Below are 21,048 nucleotides of genomic sequence, written 5' to 3'. Positions count from 1 at the left end.
TGGTCGGGAACGAAAGAGGCCGTGCTGACCGCATGCGGTCAGACAGGCAGGTGGATACTGCCGAGCGGCGCGTCGGCATTGACGAGATCGACACGCTTCACGCGGATGCACAACGCGTCGTCGCGCACCGTGAGTTCATGCGTGTACCAGCCGGCGAACAGTGTCTGCTCGTCGCGCCGCATCTCGACGTAATGAAACGGCGTGCGCAGCACGTAGGCGCCACGCTCGGGGTCGGCCCGATCGACATGCGGCTGCTGGAGCAGATGGTGACCGCGGCTCGCCGGCTGCTGCGAGAACGTGCGGCGCCCGGCCAGCCGCTCGATGCGGATCCGCAGCAGCAGCCGGTCCTCGTCCATCAGCGCGCCGTGCAGCCCGGTGTCGGGCTGGTCTGGCGACAGCGGCATCCAGTAGCGGGCGTCGTCCGCGTAGAGCGCGAGCCATTCTTCATAGCGCCGTTCGTCGAGCAGGCGCGCCTCGCGATAGACGAACGCGGCGAGTTCATCGTGCGGAAATGCGTGCATCGGCTGCCTCCTGCGTCGATACGGGCGCGATGTAGTGCAGCCACGCGCGGAACTGGTTGCGGATCTGCAGCTCGCTGGTGCCGTTCGTCTCCGACGTCGGCTGCGCGAACTCCTGCGGATCGAACAGACGCCCGACGTGCACCCAGTCGCGCGCCTGCGTGGCGAGGCCGCGCTGCGCGCGTTCGTACATTTCGAGATCGTCGTGCGCGACGATCGACGTCGGTGCGTTGATCAGGCGGTTGTAGGCGAGCGTGCGCTCCAACAGCGAATCGGGCGCGCCGACGAGCCGGAACGACCACGACTCCACCAGCGTGCGATCCACCGCCAGCGGCTTGAACACGCGCAGGATCTGGATCGGCCCTTTCACCATCGCATTCGGAAACAGCACCGTGTTGTGGCGCACCTCGCCGAGAATGCGCGCGGCACGCGCTTCGCCGTAGGCCGCGGTCATCTTCTCGTGATAGCCGGGAATCGGCGTGTAACGCGCGTGAATCGAATCGGCGGTGCCGGTGTGGCCATGTCCGTTGGGCCACACGCGCAGCCCCATCTGCTCGAAGAATGCGTGCGGCTGGATGAACGGCTCGAGCAACTCGACCGCCATCGGCTTCGCCTGCTGCGCGCCGTCACGCTCCCATACGCGCACGGCCGTGCCGGCCGACGACTCGTGCGCGACCATCGGATGACAGGTGTCGGTCTGGTTCTCGACCAGCATCTTCCAGTTGCATGAATGCACGTAGCGGAACACGCCGCCCGCGACTTCGACGCGCCCTTCCGGCGAACGATCGACGAGGTTGTCGAGCGACGACAGCGCGTCGCCGAAATACGCGTGGAAATCGACGCCGGACGGATTCAGGCGACAGAACACGAAGCCGCGATGGTCATGGGTCGCGCCGACCGCCTGCATGCCCTTGCTGGCCTCGCACGATTCGAAGTTCGTGTGCTCGTAGCCGCGCCGCAGCGGAATCGCGTACAGGCTGCCGTCGGTCCGATACGACCAGGCATGGTACGGGCAGCGGAAGAACGTGCCCGTGTTGCCGCAGGCATCCGTCACCAGTTGCGTACCCTTGTGCGAACAGCGGTTGTGCAGCACGCGCACGGAACCGTCGACGTGGCGCACCATCACGACCGGCTCGGCGCCGATGGTCGTCGTCACGTAGTCGCCCGTTTCCGGGATCTGGCTGACGTGGCCGACGTAGACCCAGGTATTGCGGAACAGTTGCTGCATCTCGAGCTCGAAGATGCGCGGCGACAGATAGAGGTCCTTGTGCACCTCGGTATCGCGCACGAGCGATGCCATCGCCTCGGTGAACGGTTGTGCCGTCATGCGCGCCCCCGGCTGCGGACGCGATGTGGCCGCGCGTCGTCGCGACGCGCGGTGTCGATTGCTTTTCTTGTCATCTCTCAGGTTTCTGGTGGGTACGCCGCTCGGACGAGCGTGCGGCTGCCGCCGCGCGGCAGGCCGCAGATGTTGCGGGTGACCTCAGCTCGTCACCGGTGTTTCGTGCAGCCTCAGCCAGCCGATGCGGCCGTCCGTGTCGCACTCGAACACGACGGTCGAGCGGCGCACGGTACGCCGCCCTGCTGCGTCGGTCTGCGTCTCACGATAAGCGATCGTCGAGCCGCCCTGCCAGGCGCTCACTTCCTGAAGCTCGTCGATCGCGATCTGCAGGCCGGGCCGCGCGCCGAAGCCGCGCGAAAACAGGACGTCGATATCCGCGTAATCGAGCGCGTGGCCGTGCAGCGAAATCATCGAAAAGCCACGCGAAAAACGCGCGAGCAGCGGCGCGAGCCCGTCGCGCGCCGCGCGGCCGGACAACCATTGCTCGATGTCGACATGTGCGTCGACCACTTCCTTGAAAAACGGGTTGGACGAATTCATCGCAATACTCACGAACGTTGAGAAGCCGCGCGCCCGGCGGGCGCACGGTGCCTGGCGAGGCGCGCGACGAACGGCAGCGGCAGCAGCGTCGCCAGCGCGGCCAGGCCGAAACATTGCTGGTACGGCAGTCGCCCGTCGTCGCCATGCATCGACAGCAGGAAGTTCAGCGCGCTGCCCAGCACCGCGACGCCGAGGCAAAAGCTCAGTTGCCGGTTGATGTTCCACAGCGCGCTCGCGTCGCCCATGCGCGCGGCGGGAACGTCGAGAAACGCCGCGCTTTGCGACGTGCTCGTGCACATGCTGGCGCCGAGCCCCATCGCGACGAACGCGAGCACGCGCCCGGCCTCGAAGCCGGCGAGCGGGGTCGCGAGCAACACGATGCCGATCGCGTCGATCGCGATCCCGCAGATGAACAGCGGTTTCGGCCCCCACTTCGGGAAACAGCGGCGCGTCGTCGCGATCGCGGCGAACGACGCCATCGCCCACGGCACCATCAGCGCACCCGTATGCGTCGCGCTGAGCCCGAGCGCGTTCTGCAGATACAGCGCGGCGACGAGGTTCACGCCGGTGAATACGCCCGGCACGCACAAATAGACGATCAGTCCGATCCGCAGCAGCGGCTGCGCAACGAGGCGCAGGTCGAGCAACGGCGCGGCGGCCCGGCGCGCGTGCGCGACATACGCCCCGCCGGCGACGAGCGCGAGCGCGAGCGGCACGAGCGCGTCGCGGCCGGCGCCCGGCTGTCCCGCGAACGTCAGGCCGAGCAGCAGCGCGACGAGTGCCGCCGCGCTCAATCCGAGGCCGCGCACGTCGAGCGCCGGCGGGCTTCCATCCGGTTCGTCGGCCGGCAGCCACGCGAACGCGAGCACGCTCGTGACCGCGGCGAGCGGCAGCATCCCGAAGAAGATCGCACGCCACGACACGCGATCCACGACCACGCCGCCGAGCGCCGGCGACAGCGCCGGCACGAGCAGCGCGACCATCATCACGATCGACGTCAGGTGCGCACGCGCATCGGGCGGATACGCGCGATACGCCATCGTCTGCCCGACCGGAATCAGCAATCCGCCGCCGAGCCCCTGGATCAGCCGCCACATCAGCAGCGCGCCGATCGACGCCGACAGGCCGACGCCGAGGCTGCCGAACGCGAACAGCAGCAGCGACGCGATCAGCAACCGGCGCTCGCCGAACCGTCGCGCGAGCCACGTGCCGAGCGGAATCACGACCGTCAGCCCGAGCACGTACATGTTGCCGATCCACGCCAGTTGGGCGACCGACGCGTGCAGCTCGCGCTGGATCGTCGGATACGCGGCATTGATGACGAACATGTTGGCGAGGTCGATCGCGAACCCCAGCAGGTAGACGGCGGCAATTTTCGAGCGATCGGTCATGGCGGCGGAAGACGAACGAAACGCCGCAGTGTAAGGTTCGCCACGCACGTCGATAAGCCCGGCCGGACGGCAAGACTGGTCGAAAAATTTTGACAATCAGGGCACCATGTCGGTTTTCCGCCTCGTATCCGACACCCCATGGTGAGTCTCGATCGTTTCGCCGTCTTCCGTGCCGTCGTGGAAGCGGCGTCGTTTACAGCCGCCGCCGCCCAGCTGAACCAGGCCCGGGCCGCGGTGAGCTTCAACATCAAGCAGCTGGAAGCCGAACTCGGCGTCACCCTGCTCACGCGCACCACGCGGCGCGTCGAGCTGACCGACGCGGGAGAACGCTTCTATGCACGCTGCCTGCGCGTGCTGGAGGAAGCCGAAAGCGCGATCGACGACGCGCGCAGCGAGCATGGCGGGATGCACGGCGTGCTGCGCGTGACGTCGACCGTCGAGTACGGGACGATGGTCGTCGCCCCCGCGCTGCACACCTTCATGCAGCGTCATCCCGCGCTGCGCGTGCGGCTCGAAACGCATGCGTCGCAAGTCGACCTGGTGCGCGAGCGCGTCGACGTGGCGATCCGGCTCGGCCGCCTCGAACAGTTCCAGGATCTGCCGTACCGCGGCGCGTGCCTCGCGACCTACGACGTGCGGCCCGTGATCGCGCCGTCGCTGCTCGCCGCGGCCGGCCTGTCGCACATCGCGTCGCCGGACGCGCTCGCCCGGCTGCCGCAGCTCGGCCATACGCGGCTCGAGCGGATCGCCACGTGGACGCTCGCCGATCGCGACGGCAACGCGCACGCGTTCCGGCCCAGCGCCAAACCGCGCGTCGTCGTCGACAACGCGTCGGTCCTGCGCGTGCTCGCGCGGCAAGGCAGCGGCGTCGCCCTGCTGCCCGAATGGCTCGTGCGCGACGATCTCGCGAGCGGTGCGCTGGTCGATGCGCTCCCCGGCTACCGGTTTCCGCCGCAGGCCGTCTATGCGCTGTACCCGTCGACCCCGCACGTGCCGCAGAAAGTGCGTGCGTGGGTCGACTTCATGAAGGCGTATCTGGCCGTGGGCTGACCGCGGCGGCTCAGGCGCGCGCCGCGTCGTCCCGCAGCAGTGCGTCGATCCGGCCGGCGATCGCCAGCAGGCGGCGATCGCTGCCCCACGGACCTTCCAGCATCAGCCCGACCGGCAGCGCCGTTTCCGCGGAGCGCCCGGCCGGGATCGAGACGGACGGCACGCCGGCGAGCGTCGCGGGCGAGGTCTGGCGCACGACGCGCGCGAACAGCGCCGCATCCTGGGCGGCAGTCATCGCGGCCGTGTCGTCGAGCGATGGCGGCTCACCGGGCACCGTGGGCATCGCGATGCAGTCGACCGGCGTGCCGAACGCGTCGTCGTACCAGCGCACGAGCCGCTGACGGCACACGATCGCGTCCGCATAGGCCTGCGCATCGACCGGCGCGGTGACGAACGACCGGAAGATCGCGCGGACGTCGTCGCTCGCGATCCGCTCGACGAACGTGTCGAACGGGATGCCGAGCCGTTCCGCCGCGAACCGGCGCCAGTACTGGTTCGCCTCGAATGCCGCGAGCGGAAAGCCGCAGGCTTCGCTTGCGTCGTGCAGCGGCATCGCCGGCAACGGCACGAGCGTCGCACCGGCCGCCGAGAACGACGCGAGTGCATGCTCGATGCAGGTTGCGACGCCCGGATCGAGCGCGTCGAAGTACGGTGCGCCCGGCACGCCGATGCGCAATTGCTGCCAGCCGGGTGCGGTAGCCGTGCTGTCGTCGCGCGTCAGCACCGCGTCGAGCAGCAGCAGATCGTCGATGCCATGGCCGATCGGCCCCACCGTATCGCGCGTGGGCGACAGCGACAGCACGCCGTGCGGCGAATAGCGCTGCGCGGACGGCCGCAACCCGAATACGCCGCAGAATGCGGCCGGAATCCGCACCGAGCCGCCCGTGTCGGTACCGAGACCGAACGGGATACCGGCCGCGACGGCCGCCGCCGTGCCGCCGCTCGACCCGCCCGCGATCCGCCGCGGATCCTGCGGATTGCCGACCGCGCCGAAGTGCCGGTTGCCGCTCGTGATGCCGAACGCAAGCTCATGCATGTTCGCCTTGCCGAGCGGCACCGCGCCCGCTTCGAGCAGGCGCCGCACGGTCAGCGCGTCCGCCGTCGCCCGATAGCCGTTCACCGCCGGGCTCGCACCGAGCGTCGGCATCCCGGCGGTATCGAGGTTGTCCTTGATCACGAACGGCACGCCGGCGAGCGGCAGCGCGTCGCCTTGCGCGATGCGTGCATCGACGCGCTCGGCCGTGCGGCGCGCGAGATCGGCATCGACGTGCACCATCGCATTGAGCGGCGCGATCGCTGCGAGACGCGCAAGCGCGTCGTCGGCCAGGTCGACGGCACGCCGCCCGGCCGTGCGCACGGCATCGGCCAGCGCGCGTACGCTGGTGGCGGAAACGAATGAAGGGGAAGAAACGCGGTTCGGCTGTGTTGTCATGTTGTGTGCTGGACGCGGTATCGATCGGAAAATGCGCGGCGTGCCGGAGGCCCTCTCCGGCACGCCGCGCGAACCGCGATGGTATCCCGGCCCGCGGCCGCACGCACGCTACGCGCCGCGTGACCGTTCGCGGGTTGCGTCGATCGCATCGACCGAGCGCGTCAGCCACGGCCCGATCTCCATCTCCTCGTACCGCACGAGCCGGCTCTTGCGCACGCGGCGATACGCCCACCAGATCGCGACGAACAGCGGGATCCACACATAGATCGACAGCACTTCCATCCAGTCGATGCGGGTCGCGAAGAACGCCTGGTAATCCTGCCCGAGCGAGATCACGATGCAGATCGCGATCGCGAACAGCGGCCCGAACGGGAACCACCTCGCGCGGTACGGCAGTTGATCGAGCCGGTAGCCCTGCTTCAGAAAGCCCTTGCGGAACCGGTAGTGGCAGACCGCGATACCGAGCCACGCGATGAAGCCGGTGATGCCGACCGTGTTGAGCAGCCACAGATAGATGCTCTGGTTATTGGTCAGCGACGTGAGAAAGCACAGCCCGCCCACCGCCATCGTCGCGTACAGCGCGTTGCGCGGCACGCCGCCCGGCGACAGCGTCGCGAACATCGCCGGCGCACGGCCTTCCGCCGCGAGGTTGTACAGCATCCGCGTGGCCGCATACGTGCCGGAGTTGCCGGCCGACAGCACGGCCGTCAGGATCACGAGGTTCATCGCGCCCGCGGCGAGCGGAAAACCCGCATGGCTGAACACGAGCGTGAACGGGCTCACGCCGATGTCGGTCACGTCGCTCTTCAGCAGGTTCGGATCGGTGTACGGCACCAGCAGGCCGATCACGAAGATCGCGAGCACGTAGAACAGCATGATCCGCCAGAAGATCTGCTTCACCGCGCGCGGGATCGTCTTGCGCGGGTTCTCCGATTCGCCGGCCGTGATCCCCACCAGCTCGGTGCCGAGAAACGAAAAGCCCGCGATCAGCGCGACGCTCATCATCGCGTGCACGCCGCCGACGAACGGCGCGTCGCCCGTCTTGAAGTTGCGCCAGCCGACCGGTTGCCCGTTGCCGATCAGGCCGGCCGCGATCAGCAAGCCCGCCGCGATGAACGCGATCACGGTGACGACCTTGATCAGCGAGAACCAGTATTCGGATTCGCCGAAACCGCGCACCGACAACGTGTTCAGCAGGAAGATCAGCACGAGGAACCCGGCGCCCCACCAGATGCCCGGCACTGCGGGAAACCAGTAGCGCATCACGATCTGCCCGGCGACCAGCTCGATCGCGATCGTCACGGCCCAGCTGTACCAGTAGGTCCAGCCGAGCGCGACGCCGAAGCCTTCGTCGACGTATTTCTCGCCGTAGATCGCGAACGAGCCCGACACCGGCATCAGCGCGGCCATCTCGCCGAGCCCGGTGACGACGAAGTAGACCATCAGCCCGATCGCGATATATGCGGCGATCGCGCCGCCCGGCCCCGCCTGCGCGACCGACGCGCCCGACGCGACGAACAGCCCCGTGCCGATCGAGCCGCCGATCGCGATCATCGCGATGTGGCGGCTCTGCAGCCTGCGCTTCAGCGCCGTTCCGGACGGCGCGGCCGTCTCCGCTGCCGCTTGCAAAGCATCCATAGTGTTCACCCTGTTTGGAGTCGGGCCGCCCGAATTGATTCGGAATACCAATCGATCGGCCCGGTTATTCGCGTCGAAAACCGGCCCTGCCCGCCGGACCGCGCGTCCGATGCCGGTGGCCCGGACGCGCACTACCGCATCAGACGACGCTGCGCTTGATCGCCTGCAGCTCGGCCGTCGTCACGATCTTCTCGATCCGGAACCGCGGGCTTTCCAGCCACACGTTCGCAATCCGGCGGTATTCGTCGAGATCCTCGCACGCGAGCCGCACGAGAAAGTCGAACGTGCCGCTGACGAGCCAGCAGTCGAGCACGGCCGGATTGGTCCGCATCTCGTCCTCGAACGGTGCCTGGGAACGCCCGTGGTCGGCCAGCACGATCTGCGCGATCACGACGATCGGCTTGGTCGCGCGCGGCGCCTTGATCACCGCGCGGTAGCCTTCGATCACGCCGAGCGCCTCGAGCCGCTCCACGCGCGCCTGGCACGGGCGCGGCGTGAGGTTCACGCGCTCCGACAGCTGCCGGTATGAAATCCGTCCGTCGGTGCGCAGGATGTCGAGGATCCGAAGATCGATCTTGTCGAGCTGCATCTTCTTGTCGGTCATCCGCGTTCGCTCCGGTCGGGTCGTGGCTGGTGCGCGGAGCCTCTCCTCCGGTTCCGCGCGGGGGCCACATTATCCGGCCGAAGCGGCCGCGCGCCAATCGGCTAGAACCGTAGCGACAGGCAGGTCAGGCCGCCGTCCATCTTGCGGAACTCGCTCGTGTCGATCACGTGCAGCGGCAGCCCGAGCGACTGAATCGCGTCGTGCACGCGCGGATAGCCGGCCGGCGTGATCAGCGTGCCGTTCACACGGAGCGTGTTGCCCGCGTATTCGTCGGCGGCCGAGATCGCGATCCGGCGATAGTCGGCGAACGCCGGATGGGCGGCCAGTGCCTCGGTCACGAGCAGCGTGTCGTCGCCGAGCGCGTTGACGACCGATTTCAGATGCAGGCCGGCACCGACCGGCACCGCGACGACCGAATAGCCGTAGCGCGATACCAGCGACTCGAACGCGGCGATGCCTTCGGCGTCGGTGCGGCCCGTCAGGCCGATGTAGAAGCGCTTGCCGACCAGCATCACGTCGCCGCCGTCGAGACGGCCCGCCTGCATCGGCAGCAGGTCGCGATGCGCGCCGAGCGCCGCTTCGATGTGCGCCGTCTCGCCGCGCCGCGCGGGCGCGCCGGGGCGCGTGATCACCGCGAATTCGGGCGTGACGACGGCGACGTCCTCGACGAAATGCGAATCGGGAAATGCGTCCAGCGGCGGCAGCTCGGTCAGTTCGACACCGAGCCCGCGCAGCGCGTCGCAGTAGGCGTGGAACTGCGTGAGCGTCTTGTCGTAGTCGGGCGCGCCGAGCGCGGCGGTGGTGAGACCCGCGCCACAGGACGGCGCGGGACGGCGAACGATCGCTTGCGTGAATTGCATCGACTCCTCCATGGTCACGCTGCCCCCGTGCGGCGCACGGGGCAGCTACGTTGTGTCCGGACCATTATCGGAAGCCAAATTGCGCAATTCGCGTCGAATTCGCGCCTGCCCGCAGCCGATCGCGTCGAATTGCAGGCCGAACGCAGCCGATTCGGCAGACGGCCGGCAAGCACGGCGCAAACGGCCGCGCCCGGGCGCCGGCGCGGTCGATGCGTCCCGCCGCATACGTCACGCGGTGCCCGGCTCGAACCCCATTTGCGCACGGCCCAACGCCGTGAGGTCGCCCTCGCCGCCCCGTCCGTCGAAGTCGACCTCGAAATGATCGGCCGGGAAATCCGGCGGACTGTCGCCGCGCAGGAACGCGAGCCGCTGGCGCTGCAGGTAGGCGTCGTTCTTCGCACACCCGGGCGTGGCCGCGATATACATCACGTTGCTGTCGCCGCTGCCGCGATGCGCATCCTCGACCGCATGCACGACATCGCCGTGCCAGAACACCGCATCGCCCGGCTCCATGTGCGGAATCGGCACCAGCGCGTCGAGCAGCAGCGCGTGCCACTCGGGCAGGATCGACAGCGCGCGGCCCGGACGCGCGCCGCACAGGTCGTCGTCCGCGACGTCGTCCTGCAGCGCGCGCAGCAGGACGTACGCCATCGCGTTCGCGACCGGAATCAACTGCAGCGTGCCGTCGCCGGGCCCTTGCGGCGTCAGCGCGGTCCAGCCCTGGAACGTACGGAACATCGAGCACACGGCCGGCGACGGAATTTCCTCGACGTCGGGACGGAACGCGGCGTCGAACGGATCGTAATCGCGCCAGCGACCGGCCAGCACGTGACGATAGACCTGCCGGAAATTCGCGCCGAGCCAGCGTTCGACCGAGCCGCCATCGACATGCGGCGACAGCCCGAGCGACGTCGAGCCCGGCGGCCGGCGGCGGATCCGGTCCGCGTAGACCGGCACCTGGTCAGGATCGAAATGCGTGCGCGCGCCGTCCGCATGGCGCCACAGGCGGTTCAGGAACACGCGGGCCTGGGTGAGGGCCGGCGACTGGCGCGCGGCCACCTGCGGCTTCGACCAGTAGACGCCGTAGATCTGCGGCTTGCCCGACGCGAGGTTGCCGAAGTAACGGTCCTCGGCACGCGCGTCGAGCCGCTCGGCGAAACGGTTCGCATCCAGATAGGCGCCGATCTCGTCGTTCCAGTCGCGCGCCTGCCGCACGTCGAACACGCCGCGGATCACCACCGCGCCGTGCGTGCGGATCGCGGCGAGCGCCTGCGAATCGACGGTGCCGTTCGCGAGATCCGCGAACCGCAGCACCGGAATCACGTCACGGCCGTGCGCGTGTGCGCGGCGAATCGCGTCGACCTGCCGCACGATATCGCCCTCGAGTTCGCGGAAGGTGGCTGCGTAACCGGGCAGATCGGCGCGCAGCGCCCTTTTCGCCGTGCGGATCGCGGCCGGCAGATCGTCAATCGTCAGGTGCATCGTCGTCTCCTCGCTGAATCGTGTCGTGATGGGCGTTCAGCGTACGGCCGGCGCGTCGCCGCCATCGACACTATCCGGTCAACAATCGATACAATCCTGACAACCGCTCGCTATTCGGACCGATGGCAGACCACGCACAGCTTGTTGCCGTCCGGGTCGCGGAAATACGCGCCGTAGTAGTCGGGGTGATAGTGCGGCCGCAGGCCCGGCGGCCCGTCGCAGGTGCCGCCCTGCCGCAGTGCGAGGGTGTGGCAGCGGTCGACCTGCGCGCGTGTGCGCGCGGTAAACGCGATCGTGTGGCCGTTGCCCGGTTCGGGCGCACGGCCGTCAAGCGGCCGGCCGAAAAAGAACAGCGGGCGGTCGGTATCGGCCGGCATCCAGCCCGACCAGCCGTCCGGCTCGCTGAACTTCAGACGTAGCCCGAGTTCCGCGAACAGCGGCGCGTAGAAGTCGTACGCGCGCGCGGTATCGCTGACACCCACGCAAACATGTGAAAACATGGCATCGCTCCGTCGTGACGATCGATCACGATCATGCCACGGCGCGTTGCCGCGCTCGACCGGAGGTCGCGATGAAACCGCAGTACGAGCACGTGACGTTCGCCCCCGGCTGTTCGATCCGCGTGTACCACCGCCAACTCGCGCGCATACCGTTCGAATGGCATCGGCACCCCGAGTACGAACTCACGCTGACGCTGAACAGCCGAGGCCGGCGCTTCATCGGCGATCATGTCGCCGGCTATGCAGACGACGACCTGGTGCTCGTGCCGCCCAACCTGCCGCACACGTGGTCATCGAATGCGCGCATCGATCGCGATGCGCCGGAAGTCGCGCTCGTCGTCTGGTTCGACGGCGACTGGGCACGGCGCGTGGCCGACTGCTGCCCCGAGTACGCGCCGCTGCGCTCGCTGCTGCGGCGTGCGGCGCCCGGCCTCGCTTTCGACGCGGATACGGCCCGCGCGATGCGCGCACGACTCCCGCAGTTGCTCGCCCCTGCGCCGCGCGTGCGACTCGCGGCTGCACTCGACACGCTCGCCGATCTCGCGGAAGCCGGCGGCGAACCGCTCGCCACCGCGCAGGCCTACGGCCGGCCCGACGCAGCCGCGTCATCGGCCGACTCGGCCGCGCCCGAAGCCGAGCGCCTCGACCGCGTGCTCGACGCGATCGACCGGCACTTCCACGCGCCGCTGCGCATCGACGCGCTCGCCGCCGTCGCCCACCTGTCCGAACGCACGCTGCAGCGGCTGTTCGTACGGCACCTCGGCGAAAGCGTCGGCCGCTACGTGCAGCGGCTGCGGCTCGCGCATGCATGCCGCCATCTGGTCGGCACCGACTGGCCGATCGCGACGGTGGCCGCGCGCTGCGGCATTCCGAACGCCGCGAACTTCAACCGCCAGTTCCTCGCCGCGCGCGGAATGACGCCCGGCGCATATCGGCAGTTCTTCGCGAAGCACGGCCACGCCCCCGACGCCGACGCCGACGCCGACACGCCGCCGCTCGACATGCGGCCGCCATCGCTGGAACGCCACGCGGCCCGGCCGCGCAAATGAAAACACCCCGGCGGGATGACCCACCGGGGTGTCGGGGCGTTGCGATTGCCGGACGCGAGCGGCCTTGCGGCCGTTCGCGCCGCGCACGACTTAACGTGCGTTGAGCGGCTTCGCTTCGCGCGGCGTGTCGCCGATGAACAGCTGACGCGGACGGCCGATCTTCTGCTCCGGATCCCCAATCATTTCGTTCCACTGTGCGATCCAGCCGACCGTACGTGCCATCGCGAAGATACACGTGAACATCGACGTCGGGATGCCCAGCGCGCGCTGGACGATACCCGAGTAGAAGTCGACGTTCGGGTACAGCTTGCGCGACACGAAGTATTCGTCTTCCAGCGCGATCTTCTCGAGCTGCATCGCGAGCTTGAACAGCGGGTCGTCGTGCAGGCCCAGTTCGTTCAGCACTTCGTAGCACGTTTCGCGCATCAGCTTCGCACGCGGGTCGTAGTTCTTGTACACGCGGTGACCGAAGCCCATCAGCTTCACGCCCGAATTCTTGTCCTTCACCTGCTTGATGAATTCGGGGATGTTGTCCGGCGAACCGATCTGCTCGAGCATGTTCAGCGCGGCTTCGTTCGCACCACCGTGCGCCGGGCCCCACAGACATGCAATACCGGCTGCGATACACGCGAACGGGTTCGCGCCCGACGAGCCGGCCAGGCGGACCGTCGACGTCGATGCGTTCTGCTCGTGATCGGCGTGCAGGATCAGGATACGGTCGAGCGCGCGGACGAGCACGTCGTTGACCTTGTACTCTTCGCACGGGTTCGAGAACATCATGTGCATGAAGTTCGCGCTGTACGACAGCGAGTTCTTCGGATACACGAACGGCTGGCCGATGCTGTACTTGTACGCCATCGCGACGAGCGTCGGCAGCTTTGCAATCATGCGGATCGCCGACACTTCGCGGTGACGCGGGTCGTTGATGTCGAGCGAGTCGTGGTAGAACGCGGACAGCGCGCCGACCGCGGCAACCAGGATCGCCATCGGGTGCGCGTCGCGGCGGAAGCCACGGAAGAAGAAGTGCATCTGCTCGTGCACCATCGTATGCTTCGTGACGGTGTCGACGAATTCCTTCTTTTGCGCCGCGTTCGGCAGCTCGCCCTTCAGCAGCAGGTAGCAGGACTCGAGGAAGTCGGCGTTCTGCGCGAGGTTGTCGATCGGGTAGCCGCGGTACAGCAGTTCGCCCTTGTCGCCGTCGATGTACGTGATCGCCGAATTACAAGCTGCCGTCGACATGAAACCCGGGTCGTAAGTGAACTTGCCGGTCTGGCCGTACAGCTTGCGGATGTCGATTACGTCCGGGCCCATCGTGCCCTTGTAGATCGGCAGTTCGACGCTCGGCGAGTTGTCGCTGAACGATAGCGTGGCTTTAACATCAGACGGAGTCATGGCACATCCTCAATCGAAATAAAGAAACGGGATTCGATAACGGGCGTAACGTGTTACACGTTGGCGTTACACGTTGCGCAGCATCTCCAACAGCCGGTGAATGTCCGGGCTGTCTAGGTCGCCCTCTGGTTCCTTGCGCGCGAGGAGCAAGTCCATCAGGTCGTTGTCGCTCAGATCGAGCAGGCGCGACAACGCGCCTACGTCTGCATCGGTGAGGTCATGCTCGTATCTGCCGAAGAAACGCTCGAAGATGATGTCGTTTTCCAGCAGACCCCGCCGCGCGCGCCAGCGGAGGCGCGCGCGACGGTGCGGGTCGGATTGATGCGAATCGTCGCTCATTGCACCCGGCCTTAAACCGCGCGGCGAACCATCAGTTCCTTGATCTTGCCGATCGCCTTCGTCGGGTTCAGGCCCTTCGGGCAAACGTCGACGCAGTTCATGATCGTGTGGCAACGGAACAGACGGTACGGGTCTTCCAGGTTGTCGAGACGCTCGCCGGTGGCGGTGTCGCGGCTATCCGCGATGAAGCGGTAAGCCTGCAGCAGGCCGGCCGGGCCGACGAACTTGTCCGGGTTCCACCAGAAGCTCGGGCACGACGTCGAGCAGCTCGCGCACAGAATGCACTCGTACACGCCGTCGAGCTCGTCGCGTTCTTCCGGCGACTGGAGGCGTTCCTTCTCCGGCGGCGGCGCGTCGTTGATCAGGTACGGCTTGATCGAGTGATATTGGTTGAAGAAGTGCGTCATGTCGACGATCAGGTCGCGCACGACGGGCAGGCCCGGCAGCGGACGCAGCACGATCTTCTGCGGCAGGTCGTTCAGGTTCGTCAGGCACGCGAGACCGTTCTTGCCGTTGATGTTCATCGCGTCCGAACCGCACACGCCTTCACGGCACGAACGGCGGAACGACAGCGTCTCGTCCACGGCCTTCAGCTTGACCAGTGCGTCGAGCAGCATGCGCTCATGCTGGATCTCGAGCTCGTACGTCTGCATGCGCGGCGCCGCGTCCTTGTCCGGATCGTAGCGGTAGACTTCAAAAATGCGTTTTGCCATTTCGGATTCCTTTGACTCGGCTTAGAACGTGCGCGGCTTCGGCGGCACGGAGTCGACCGTCAGCGGCTTCATTTGAACCGGCTTGTAGTCGAGGCGATCGCCTTCGCTGTACCACAGCGTGTGGCGCAGCCAGTTGTCGTCGTCGCGGTGCTCGTAGTCGCTGTGGGCGTGCGCGCCGCGGCTTTCCTTGCGCGCTTCCGCCGACACCATCGTCGCGCGGGCGACTTCGATCAGGTTCTCCAGCTCGAGCGCTTCGACGCGCGCGGTGTTGAACACCTTCGACTTGTCCTTCAGGTGGATGCTTTCCACACGTGCCTTCAGGCCGGCCATCTCGTCGACGCCTTCCTTCAGCAGTTTCGACGTGCGGAACACGCCTGCGTGCTTCTGCATCGTCGCGCGGATGTCGTTGGCGACGTCCTGCGTGTATTCGCCCGAGGTCGACTTCTCGAGCTTCGCCAGGCGCGCCAGCGAGAATTCGCCTGCGTCGGCCGGCAGCGGCTTGTGTTCCTTCTGGTTCTTCACGTGCTCGACGATGTGGTTGCCGGCCGCACGGCCGAACACCACGAGGTCCAGCAGCGAGTTCGTGCCGAGGCGGTTCGCGCCGTGCACGGACACGCACGAGCACTCGCCCACTGCGTAGAAGCCGTTGACCGGATCCTTGTGGCCGCGCGACGTGCCGACGACCTGACCGTGGATGTTGGTCGGGATGCCGCCCATCTGGTAGTGGATCGTCGGGACGACCGGGATCGGTTCCTTGATCGCGTCGACGTTCGCGAACTTCAGCGCGATTTCGCGGATCGACGGCAGACGCTTCATGATCGTCTCGGCGCCGATGTGCGACAGGTCGAGCAGCACGTGATCCTTGTTCGGACCGACACCGCGGCCTTCCTTGATTTCCTGGTCCATCGAACGCGACACGAAGTCACGCGGCGCCAGATCCTTCAGCGTCGGTGCGTAGCGTTCCATGAAGCGCTCGCCGTTCGCGTTGCGCAGGATACCGCCTTCGCCGCGCACGCCTTCGGTGATCAGCACGCCCGCGCCGGCCACGCCGGTCGGGTGGAACTGCCAGAACTCCATGTCCTGCAGCGCGATGCCCGAGCGCGCCGCCATGCCGAGGCCGTCGCCGGTGTTGATGAACGCGTTGGTCGATGCCGCGAAGATCCGGCCTGCGCCGCCCGTCGCGAACAGCGTCGTCTTGCCTTCCATGATGTAGACGTCGCCCGTCTCCATCTCGAGGGCCGTCACGCCGAGCACGTCGCCTTCGGCATCGCGGATCAGGTCGAGCGCCATCCATTCGACGAAGAACTGCGTCTTCGCCTCGACGTTCTGCTGGTACAGCGTGTGCAGCAGCGCGTGACCGGTACGGTCGGCGGCCGCGCAAGCGCGCTGGACCGGCTTCTCGCCGTAGTTCGCGGTATGGCCGCCGAACGGACGCTGGTAGATCGTGCCGTCCGCGTTACGGTCGAACGGCATGCCGAAGTGTTCCAGTTCGTACACGACGTTCGGCGCTTCGCGGCACATGAACTCGATCGCGTCCTGGTCGCCGAGCCAGTCGGAACCCTTGATCGTGTCGTAGAAGTGGAAGTGCCAGTTGTCTTCGCTCATGTTGCCGAGCGACGCGCCGATGCCGCCCTGTGCGGCCACCGTGTGCGAACGGGTCGGGAACACCTTCGACAGCACGCCGACCGACAGGCCCGCGCGCGACAGTTGCAGCGCTGCGCGCAAGCCCGAGCCGCCCGCGCCGACGATCACCACGTCGAACTTGCGGCGCGGCAGGGAAGTTTTGATTGCAGCCATTCTTTACACTCTCCAGAGAATCTGCGCGGCGTAGCCCGCACATGCGAGCAGCCAGACGATGGTCAGCGATTGCAGCAGCAGACGCACACCGACGGGCTTCACGTAGTCCATCCAGATGTCGCGCACGCCGACCCATGCGTGGTAGAAGAGGGAAAGCAGCGTCACGAAGGTCGCGAGCTTCATCCATTGCGCGGAGAAGATCGATGCCCAGCCTTCGTACGAGAAGTCGTGCGCGCCGAAGAACAGGACGAGCAGAATGATCGTGTAGACCGCCATGATCGTGGCGGTGACGCGCTGCGCGAGCCAGTCGCGCAGGCCGTAGTGAGCGCCGACGACGAGGCGCTTCGAGCCGATTCGGTTATTGGCTGCCATTTTCTTAGAATGCTCCGAACAGTTTGAGTGCCATGGCGATCGTCAGGGCGATCGAGACGACAAAGACGACGACGGCCGTCCGCTTGCCGCCTTCCTTCGAGACGGCGTCGTGATTGACGTCCATCAGCAGGTGGCGAATGCCGGCGCAGAAATGGTGGAGAAATGCCCAGGACAGCGCGAGGACGATCAGCTTGACGACGATGTTGGAGAGGAAGAACTTGAAGCCTTCGAAGCTGAGCTCGGAGGTGAGGCTCTGGTCGAAGAGGTACAGCAAGAACGGCAGGAACAGGAACAGCAGCGCGCCGCTGACTCGATGGAGAATCGACAATATCGCCGCCAGCGGCATGCGATATTTCAACGTGATGTCGCCGATTCCGATGTTCCGGTATTCCGGCCTCGGCTTTCTTACTGCATCAGTCATGCTAGACCCCTACTATGTTGTCACACTAATCCGCAATTTTAGCGCCTTTTTATATCGCGCTGCAGCGAAAGTCTGCTCTGGATCGTTACGCGAACGAGAATAAAGGCGGCCCGAAACGTGCTACGCGAGCACGGCGAGTGCGCGTGCACGCTGCTTGTGCCGATACGTCGTCAGCTCAAGTCATTCTGATAGTAATACCCGGTTGTGACATACCAGCCGCGCCGCACTTCCACCGGCCGGTCTCCATATGTATAGGACACGCGCTCGACCGACAGCAATGGAAAACCCGCCGGCACGTGCAGCAGGTCGGCCACCGCCGGCTCCGCGGCCACCGCGCGGATCTTCTCCGTCGCGCGGATCATCCGCGTGCCGAATTCCGTCTCGAACATCGCGTAGAGCGGGCCCTTGTACTCGCTCAGCCGCTCGAACGTGAGCCCGCGGAACATCGCGCCCGGCAGCCAGATCTCGTCGAGCACCGTCGCCTCGTTCTCGAACTCCAGCAGGCGGCGCACCTGCACGACCGGATCGGCCGGCTTCAGGTCGAGCTGCCGCGCGATCTCGGCCGGTGCGCGCAGGCGCCGGCATTCGAGCAGGCGGCTCACGTGCGGATGCTCGGCACCGTCGTCGGCCAGCAAGCGCAGGAAGCGGAACTGCGCGCGATCTTCATTGTGCGTTGCAACAAAAGTACCCTTGCCCTGCCGCCGGACCACGAGGTTTTCCGCGGCCAGTTCGTCGATCGCCTTGCGAACGGTGCCCTGGCTGACCTTGTAACGGGCCGCGAGCTCCACCTCGCTCGGGATGATCTCGCCCGGCTTCCACTCACCGGATTCGAGACTTTGCGTGATCAATGACTTGATCTGCTGGTATAAAGGACTGAAGGTCGGCGACGGCGAAGCCGCAGGCGCCGGCACGGAATCGCCCGCGCCCGGCTGCCCTGGGCCGCCTGCGCCGGTCGGATTCGCGTTGTTCGCCTGGTTCGATGTCATGGCGCGCATTTCATCACAAACCGCGCTTTTTCGTCCACTCAATTTCCGCAAAACATCTGTCTTATATAAGACATATGATACCGTTTGACATTGCGCGTGACGGCTCCTACACTCCCGGTCGAGCAAGGGTTCGCGGGTGCAAAACGCGTCCCCGGCTACGTGCCACGGCCGTCTCCAGGTTCACCGCGTCTGCCTTTCGCGAGTCCTCCGCCCTGCTTCAATGCAACGCTACGCGTAACGCGCATAGAATGGCGTTTTGCCTAGCGTCCACCGCTTCACCCGTCCTGGAGATTTTCAATGGCTAAGCCCGCAAAGCGCGTTGCCGTCACCGGCGCCGCAGGTCAAATCGCTTACTCCCTGCTGTTCCGCATCGCGAACGGCGACCTGCTCGGCAAGGACCAGCCGGTCATCCTGCAACTGCTCGACCTCCCGCAAGCCCAAGCCGCCGTCAAAGGCGTCGTGATGGAACTCGACGATTGCGCGTTCCCGCTGCTCGCGGGCGTCGTGATCACCGACGATCCGAAGGTTGCATTCAAGGATGCAGACGTCGCGCTGCTGGTCGGTGCACGTCCGCGCTCGAAGGGCATGGAGCGCAAGGACCTGCTGTCGGCGAACGCCGAGATCTTCACGGTCCAGGGCGCCGCGCTGAACGAAGTCGCGAGCCGCGACGTGAAGGTGCTGGTCGTCGGCAACCCGGCGAACACCAATGCGTACATCGCGATGAAGTCGGCACCGGATCTGCCGAAGAAGAACTTCACGGCGATGCTGCGCCTCGACCACAACCGCGCGCTGTCGCAGCTCGCCGCCAAGTCGGGCAAGCCGGTCGCGTCGATCGAGAAGCTCGCCGTGTGGGGCAACCACTCGCCGACGATGTACCCCGACTTCCGCTTCGCGACCGTCGAAGGCGAGTCGCTGCTGAAGCTGATCAACGACGACGCGTGGAACCGCGACACGTTCATCCCGACCGTCGGCAAGCGCGGCGCGGCGATCATCGAAGCGCGCGGCCTGTCGTCGGCAGCGTCGGCAGCCAACGCGGCGATCGACCACGTGCGTGACTGGGTCCTCGGCACGAACGGCAAGTGGGTCACGATGGGCATCCCGTCGGACGGCTCGTACGGGATCCCCGAAGACATCATCTACGGTGTGCCGGTCGTTTGCGAAAACGGCGAGTACAAGCGCATCGAAGGCCTCGAAATCGACGCGTTCTCGCGCGAGAAGATGGACGGCACGCTGGCCGAGCTGCTCGAAGAGCGCGACGGCGTCGCCCACCTGCTGAAGAACTAAGCAGGCTGCATGGCCGGGCCGCCTCCGGGCGGGCCGGTCACGGCACGGGCGGCGGGGCTGCAGCCGGCCCCGCCGCCCGATCCGATCCGGGCACGTTTTGCCGCTCCCGGCGCCCCGCGCGCCGGCCCAGAACGCGCCCGAATCCGATTTTCTCCACGTTGCCCGCTTCCTTGACGTAGAAGAGATGTCCGCGCTCACTCCTGCACAAGTGCTGTACGACGGGGCGTCCCCGCCCGCGATCCTGCCCTGCTGCGATCACTACGCGGGCAGCGAGAAGCTGATGCGCAAGTCGCTCGCGCTCCAGACCGAACTCGGCCCCGTGTTCGACATCACGCTCGACTGCGAGGACGGCGCGGCCGTCGGTCAGGAGGCCGCGCACGCCCAACTCGTCGCCGAGTGCCTCGGCAGCGCCGAAAACCGCTTCGGGCGGGTCGGCGTCCGCATCCACGACTTTTCCCATCCCCACTGGCGCGACGACGTGCGCATCGTGCTGCGCGCCGCGCGTGCGCCGGCCTACGTCACGCTGCCGAAGATCGCGAGCGCCGCCGACGCGGCCGAGATGGTCGCGTTCATCGAAGGCACGCGCCGCGAGCTCGGCCTCGCGCAGCCGATTCCGGTCGACGTGCTGGTCGAGACCCACGGCGCGCTCGCGCAGGCGGCCGCCCTCGCCGCGCTGCCGCTGGTCGGCACGCTGAGCTTCGGGCTGATGGACTTCGTGTCCGCGCATCACGGCGCGATTCCCGATGCGGCGATGCGTTCGCCCGGCCAGTTCGACCACCCGCTCGTGCGCCGCGCGAAGCTGGAAATCGCCGCGGCCTGCCACGCGCACGGCAAGACCCCGTCGCACAACGTGACGACGGAAGTGCGCGACATGGCCGTCGTCGCCGGCGACGCGCGCCGCGCGCGCGACGAGTTCGCGTTCACCCGGATGTGGAGCATCCACCCCGCGCAGGTCCGCCCGATCGTCGACGCATTCGCGCCGCGCACCGATGAAGTCGCGCTGGCCGCCGAGATCCTGCTGGCCGCGCAGGCCGCCGACTGGGGCCCGACGCGCCACGGCGATACACTGCACGACCGCGCGAGCTACCGCTATTACTGGTCGGTGCTGCGCCGCGCGCGGGCGACCGGCCAGCCGGTGCCGGCCGAAGCCGCGCCGCTGTTCGGCCCGGCCGCCGGGGACGCGCGGTGAGCGCGCGCCGACACACGAATTTCATCGAATCACCGGAGCGTGAACCCGGACAGGTTTGCGAAACGACAAAAAACGTAACGGAGCCTGAAAACCTGAAATATGCGCAGCCAAATAGGTGAAAATAGCGGCCGCTGCGCGCTTCCGGGGCG

Annotated in this window: 21 protein-coding genes; 4 read left to right on the top strand and 17 right to left on the bottom strand. The window is 66.9% G+C overall.

What is annotated here, in order from left to right; genetic code table 11:
- Positions 1 to 38: 38 nt before the first annotated feature.
- The 4 genes from U5771_RS03480 to U5771_RS03465 all read right to left on the bottom strand — a co-directional run bounded on the left by U5771_RS03480 (position 39) and on the right by U5771_RS03465 (position 3,791).
- Positions 39 to 521, bottom strand: coding sequence for an aromatic-ring-hydroxylating dioxygenase subunit beta (locus tag U5771_RS03480; protein ID WP_322022666.1), 483 nt, complete (start codon positions 519 to 521; stop codon positions 39 to 41).
- Positions 499 to 1,845: an aromatic ring-hydroxylating dioxygenase subunit alpha gene (locus tag U5771_RS03475; RefSeq protein WP_322022665.1), complete on the bottom strand. Its 1,347-nt coding sequence runs from the start codon at positions 1,843 to 1,845 to the stop codon at positions 499 to 501. Before U5771_RS03475 ends, U5771_RS03480 begins: the two co-directional genes overlap by 23 nt.
- Positions 1,846 to 2,001: 156 nt before the next feature.
- Complete coding sequence (locus U5771_RS03470; RefSeq protein ID WP_322022664.1) at positions 2,002 to 2,400, bottom strand: DUF4440 domain-containing protein; 399 nt, start codon at positions 2,398 to 2,400, stop codon at positions 2,002 to 2,004.
- Between the two features lie 8 nt (positions 2,401 to 2,408).
- Positions 2,409 to 3,791, bottom strand: coding sequence for an MFS transporter (locus U5771_RS03465; RefSeq protein WP_322022663.1), 1,383 nt, complete (start codon positions 3,789 to 3,791; stop codon positions 2,409 to 2,411).
- A 138-nt stretch (positions 3,792 to 3,929) separates the two neighbouring features.
- On the opposite strand from U5771_RS03465, the gene U5771_RS03460 reads away from it, so the two are divergent.
- The gene (locus tag U5771_RS03460; RefSeq protein ID WP_322022662.1) at positions 3,930 to 4,841 is read left to right on the top strand and encodes a LysR family transcriptional regulator; all 912 of its coding nucleotides are present in this window, start codon (positions 3,930 to 3,932) and stop codon (positions 4,839 to 4,841) included.
- Between the two features lie 10 nt (positions 4,842 to 4,851).
- Here U5771_RS03460 and iaaH read toward each other — a convergent pair whose 3' ends face one another.
- The 6 genes from iaaH to U5771_RS03430 all read right to left on the bottom strand — a co-directional run bounded on the left by iaaH (position 4,852) and on the right by U5771_RS03430 (position 11,357).
- Positions 4,852 to 6,273, bottom strand: coding sequence for an indoleacetamide hydrolase (iaaH, locus tag U5771_RS03455; protein WP_322022661.1), 1,422 nt, complete (start codon positions 6,271 to 6,273; stop codon positions 4,852 to 4,854).
- 108 nt (positions 6,274 to 6,381) lie between these two features.
- Positions 6,382 to 7,911: an amino acid permease gene (locus U5771_RS03450; protein WP_322022660.1), complete on the bottom strand. Its 1,530-nt coding sequence runs from the start codon at positions 7,909 to 7,911 to the stop codon at positions 6,382 to 6,384.
- A gap of 139 nt (positions 7,912 to 8,050) precedes the next feature.
- Positions 8,051 to 8,515 carry an Lrp/AsnC family transcriptional regulator gene (locus U5771_RS03445; protein ID WP_322022659.1) on the bottom strand — a complete coding sequence of 155 codons (465 nt, stop codon included), beginning with the start codon at positions 8,513 to 8,515 and terminating at the stop codon, positions 8,051 to 8,053.
- A 101-nt stretch (positions 8,516 to 8,616) separates the two neighbouring features.
- Positions 8,617 to 9,375: an amidinotransferase gene (locus U5771_RS03440; RefSeq protein WP_322022658.1), complete on the bottom strand. Its 759-nt coding sequence runs from the start codon at positions 9,373 to 9,375 to the stop codon at positions 8,617 to 8,619.
- 228 nt (positions 9,376 to 9,603) lie between these two features.
- Positions 9,604 to 10,857, bottom strand: coding sequence for a DUF1479 domain-containing protein (locus U5771_RS03435; RefSeq protein WP_322022657.1), 1,254 nt, complete (start codon positions 10,855 to 10,857; stop codon positions 9,604 to 9,606).
- Between the two features lie 110 nt (positions 10,858 to 10,967).
- Positions 10,968 to 11,357 carry a VOC family protein gene (locus U5771_RS03430; protein ID WP_322022656.1) on the bottom strand — a complete coding sequence of 130 codons (390 nt, stop codon included), beginning with the start codon at positions 11,355 to 11,357 and terminating at the stop codon, positions 10,968 to 10,970.
- A gap of 71 nt (positions 11,358 to 11,428) precedes the next feature.
- Here U5771_RS03430 and U5771_RS03425 point away from each other — a divergent pair, with 71 nt between their 5' ends.
- The gene (locus U5771_RS03425; protein ID WP_322022655.1) at positions 11,429 to 12,406 is read left to right on the top strand and encodes an AraC family transcriptional regulator; all 978 of its coding nucleotides are present in this window, start codon (positions 11,429 to 11,431) and stop codon (positions 12,404 to 12,406) included.
- Between the two features lie 90 nt (positions 12,407 to 12,496).
- On the opposite strand, the gene gltA is transcribed toward U5771_RS03425, so the two are convergent.
- From gltA to U5771_RS03390, 7 genes are all read right to left on the bottom strand, one after another.
- Entirely contained in the window at positions 12,497 to 13,798 is a 1,302-nt protein-coding gene (gltA, locus tag U5771_RS03420; protein WP_011355741.1) for a citrate synthase, read from the bottom strand.
- 66 nt (positions 13,799 to 13,864) lie between these two features.
- Complete coding sequence (locus tag U5771_RS03415; protein WP_031400668.1) at positions 13,865 to 14,137, bottom strand: succinate dehydrogenase assembly factor 2; 273 nt, start codon at positions 14,135 to 14,137, stop codon at positions 13,865 to 13,867.
- A gap of 11 nt (positions 14,138 to 14,148) precedes the next feature.
- Positions 14,149 to 14,850: a succinate dehydrogenase iron-sulfur subunit gene (locus tag U5771_RS03410; RefSeq protein ID WP_011658352.1), complete on the bottom strand. Its 702-nt coding sequence runs from the start codon at positions 14,848 to 14,850 to the stop codon at positions 14,149 to 14,151.
- 21 nt (positions 14,851 to 14,871) lie between these two features.
- Entirely contained in the window at positions 14,872 to 16,647 is a 1,776-nt protein-coding gene (gene sdhA / locus U5771_RS03405) for a succinate dehydrogenase flavoprotein subunit (RefSeq protein WP_322022654.1), read from the bottom strand.
- Between the two features lie 3 nt (positions 16,648 to 16,650).
- On the bottom strand, positions 16,651 to 17,019 hold the full coding sequence (gene sdhD, locus U5771_RS03400) for a succinate dehydrogenase, hydrophobic membrane anchor protein (RefSeq protein ID WP_059494581.1): 369 nt from the start codon (positions 17,017 to 17,019) through the stop codon (positions 16,651 to 16,653).
- Positions 17,020 to 17,023: 4 nt separating this feature from the next.
- The gene (sdhC, locus tag U5771_RS03395) at positions 17,024 to 17,440 is read right to left on the bottom strand and encodes a succinate dehydrogenase, cytochrome b556 subunit (protein ID WP_322022653.1); all 417 of its coding nucleotides are present in this window, start codon (positions 17,438 to 17,440) and stop codon (positions 17,024 to 17,026) included.
- 170 nt (positions 17,441 to 17,610) lie between these two features.
- Positions 17,611 to 18,435, bottom strand: a complete 825-nt coding sequence (locus U5771_RS03390; RefSeq protein ID WP_124611780.1) for a GntR family transcriptional regulator — start codon at positions 18,433 to 18,435, stop codon at positions 17,611 to 17,613.
- Positions 18,436 to 18,723: 288 nt separating this feature from the next.
- Here U5771_RS03390 and U5771_RS03385 point away from each other — a divergent pair, with 288 nt between their 5' ends.
- Both U5771_RS03385 and U5771_RS03380 read left to right on the top strand, forming a co-directional pair.
- On the top strand, positions 18,724 to 19,710 hold the full coding sequence (locus U5771_RS03385; RefSeq protein ID WP_226275606.1) for a malate dehydrogenase: 987 nt from the start codon (positions 18,724 to 18,726) through the stop codon (positions 19,708 to 19,710).
- 184 nt (positions 19,711 to 19,894) lie between these two features.
- Positions 19,895 to 20,899, top strand: coding sequence for an HpcH/HpaI aldolase/citrate lyase family protein (locus tag U5771_RS03380; protein WP_322022652.1), 1,005 nt, complete (start codon positions 19,895 to 19,897; stop codon positions 20,897 to 20,899).
- Positions 20,900 to 21,048: the final 149 nt, after the last annotated feature.

Source organism: Burkholderia sp. BCC1977, from assembly GCF_905339595.1.
Taxonomy (GTDB): Bacteria; Pseudomonadota; Gammaproteobacteria; order Burkholderiales; family Burkholderiaceae; genus Burkholderia.
Note: the sequence above shows the minus strand (reverse complement) of the source record. Positions and strands in the feature narration are given on the sequence as shown.

Bases quoted from the DNA above. Each gene is read 5' to 3' on its own strand.
- U5771_RS03480 (WP_322022666.1), bottom strand. From the start codon at position 521: ATGCACGCATTTCCGCACGATGAACTCGCCGCGTTCGTCTATCGCGAG.
- U5771_RS03475 (WP_322022665.1), bottom strand. From the start codon at position 1,845: ATGACGGCACAACCGTTCACCGAGGCGATGGCATCGCTCGTGCGCGAT.
- U5771_RS03470 (WP_322022664.1), bottom strand. From the start codon at position 2,400: ATGAATTCGTCCAACCCGTTTTTCAAGGAAGTGGTCGACGCACATGTC.
- U5771_RS03465 (WP_322022663.1), bottom strand. From the start codon at position 3,791: ATGACCGATCGCTCGAAAATTGCCGCCGTCTACCTGCTGGGGTTCGCG.
- U5771_RS03460 (WP_322022662.1), top strand. From the start codon at position 3,930: ATGGTGAGTCTCGATCGTTTCGCCGTCTTCCGTGCCGTCGTGGAAGCG.
- iaaH (WP_322022661.1), bottom strand. From the start codon at position 6,273: ATGACAACACAGCCGAACCGCGTTTCTTCCCCTTCATTCGTTTCCGCC.
- U5771_RS03450 (WP_322022660.1), bottom strand. From the start codon at position 7,911: ATGGATGCTTTGCAAGCGGCAGCGGAGACGGCCGCGCCGTCCGGAACG.
- U5771_RS03445 (WP_322022659.1), bottom strand. From the start codon at position 8,515: ATGACCGACAAGAAGATGCAGCTCGACAAGATCGATCTTCGGATCCTC.
- U5771_RS03440 (WP_322022658.1), bottom strand. From the start codon at position 9,375: ATGCAATTCACGCAAGCGATCGTTCGCCGTCCCGCGCCGTCCTGTGGC.
- U5771_RS03435 (WP_322022657.1), bottom strand. From the start codon at position 10,857: ATGCACCTGACGATTGACGATCTGCCGGCCGCGATCCGCACGGCGAAA.
- U5771_RS03430 (WP_322022656.1), bottom strand. From the start codon at position 11,357: ATGTTTTCACATGTTTGCGTGGGTGTCAGCGATACCGCGCGCGCGTAC.
- U5771_RS03425 (WP_322022655.1), top strand. From the start codon at position 11,429: ATGAAACCGCAGTACGAGCACGTGACGTTCGCCCCCGGCTGTTCGATC.
- gltA (WP_011355741.1), bottom strand. From the start codon at position 13,798: ATGACTCCGTCTGATGTTAAAGCCACGCTATCGTTCAGCGACAACTCG.
- U5771_RS03415 (WP_031400668.1), bottom strand. From the start codon at position 14,137: ATGAGCGACGATTCGCATCAATCCGACCCGCACCGTCGCGCGCGCCTC.
- U5771_RS03410 (WP_011658352.1), bottom strand. From the start codon at position 14,850: ATGGCAAAACGCATTTTTGAAGTCTACCGCTACGATCCGGACAAGGAC.
- sdhA (WP_322022654.1), bottom strand. From the start codon at position 16,647: ATGGCTGCAATCAAAACTTCCCTGCCGCGCCGCAAGTTCGACGTGGTG.
- sdhD (WP_059494581.1), bottom strand. From the start codon at position 17,019: ATGGCAGCCAATAACCGAATCGGCTCGAAGCGCCTCGTCGTCGGCGCT.
- sdhC (WP_322022653.1), bottom strand. From the start codon at position 17,440: ATGACTGATGCAGTAAGAAAGCCGAGGCCGGAATACCGGAACATCGGA.
- U5771_RS03390 (WP_124611780.1), bottom strand. From the start codon at position 18,435: ATGCGCGCCATGACATCGAACCAGGCGAACAACGCGAATCCGACCGGC.
- U5771_RS03385 (WP_226275606.1), top strand. From the start codon at position 18,724: ATGGCTAAGCCCGCAAAGCGCGTTGCCGTCACCGGCGCCGCAGGTCAA.
- U5771_RS03380 (WP_322022652.1), top strand. From the start codon at position 19,895: ATGTCCGCGCTCACTCCTGCACAAGTGCTGTACGACGGGGCGTCCCCG.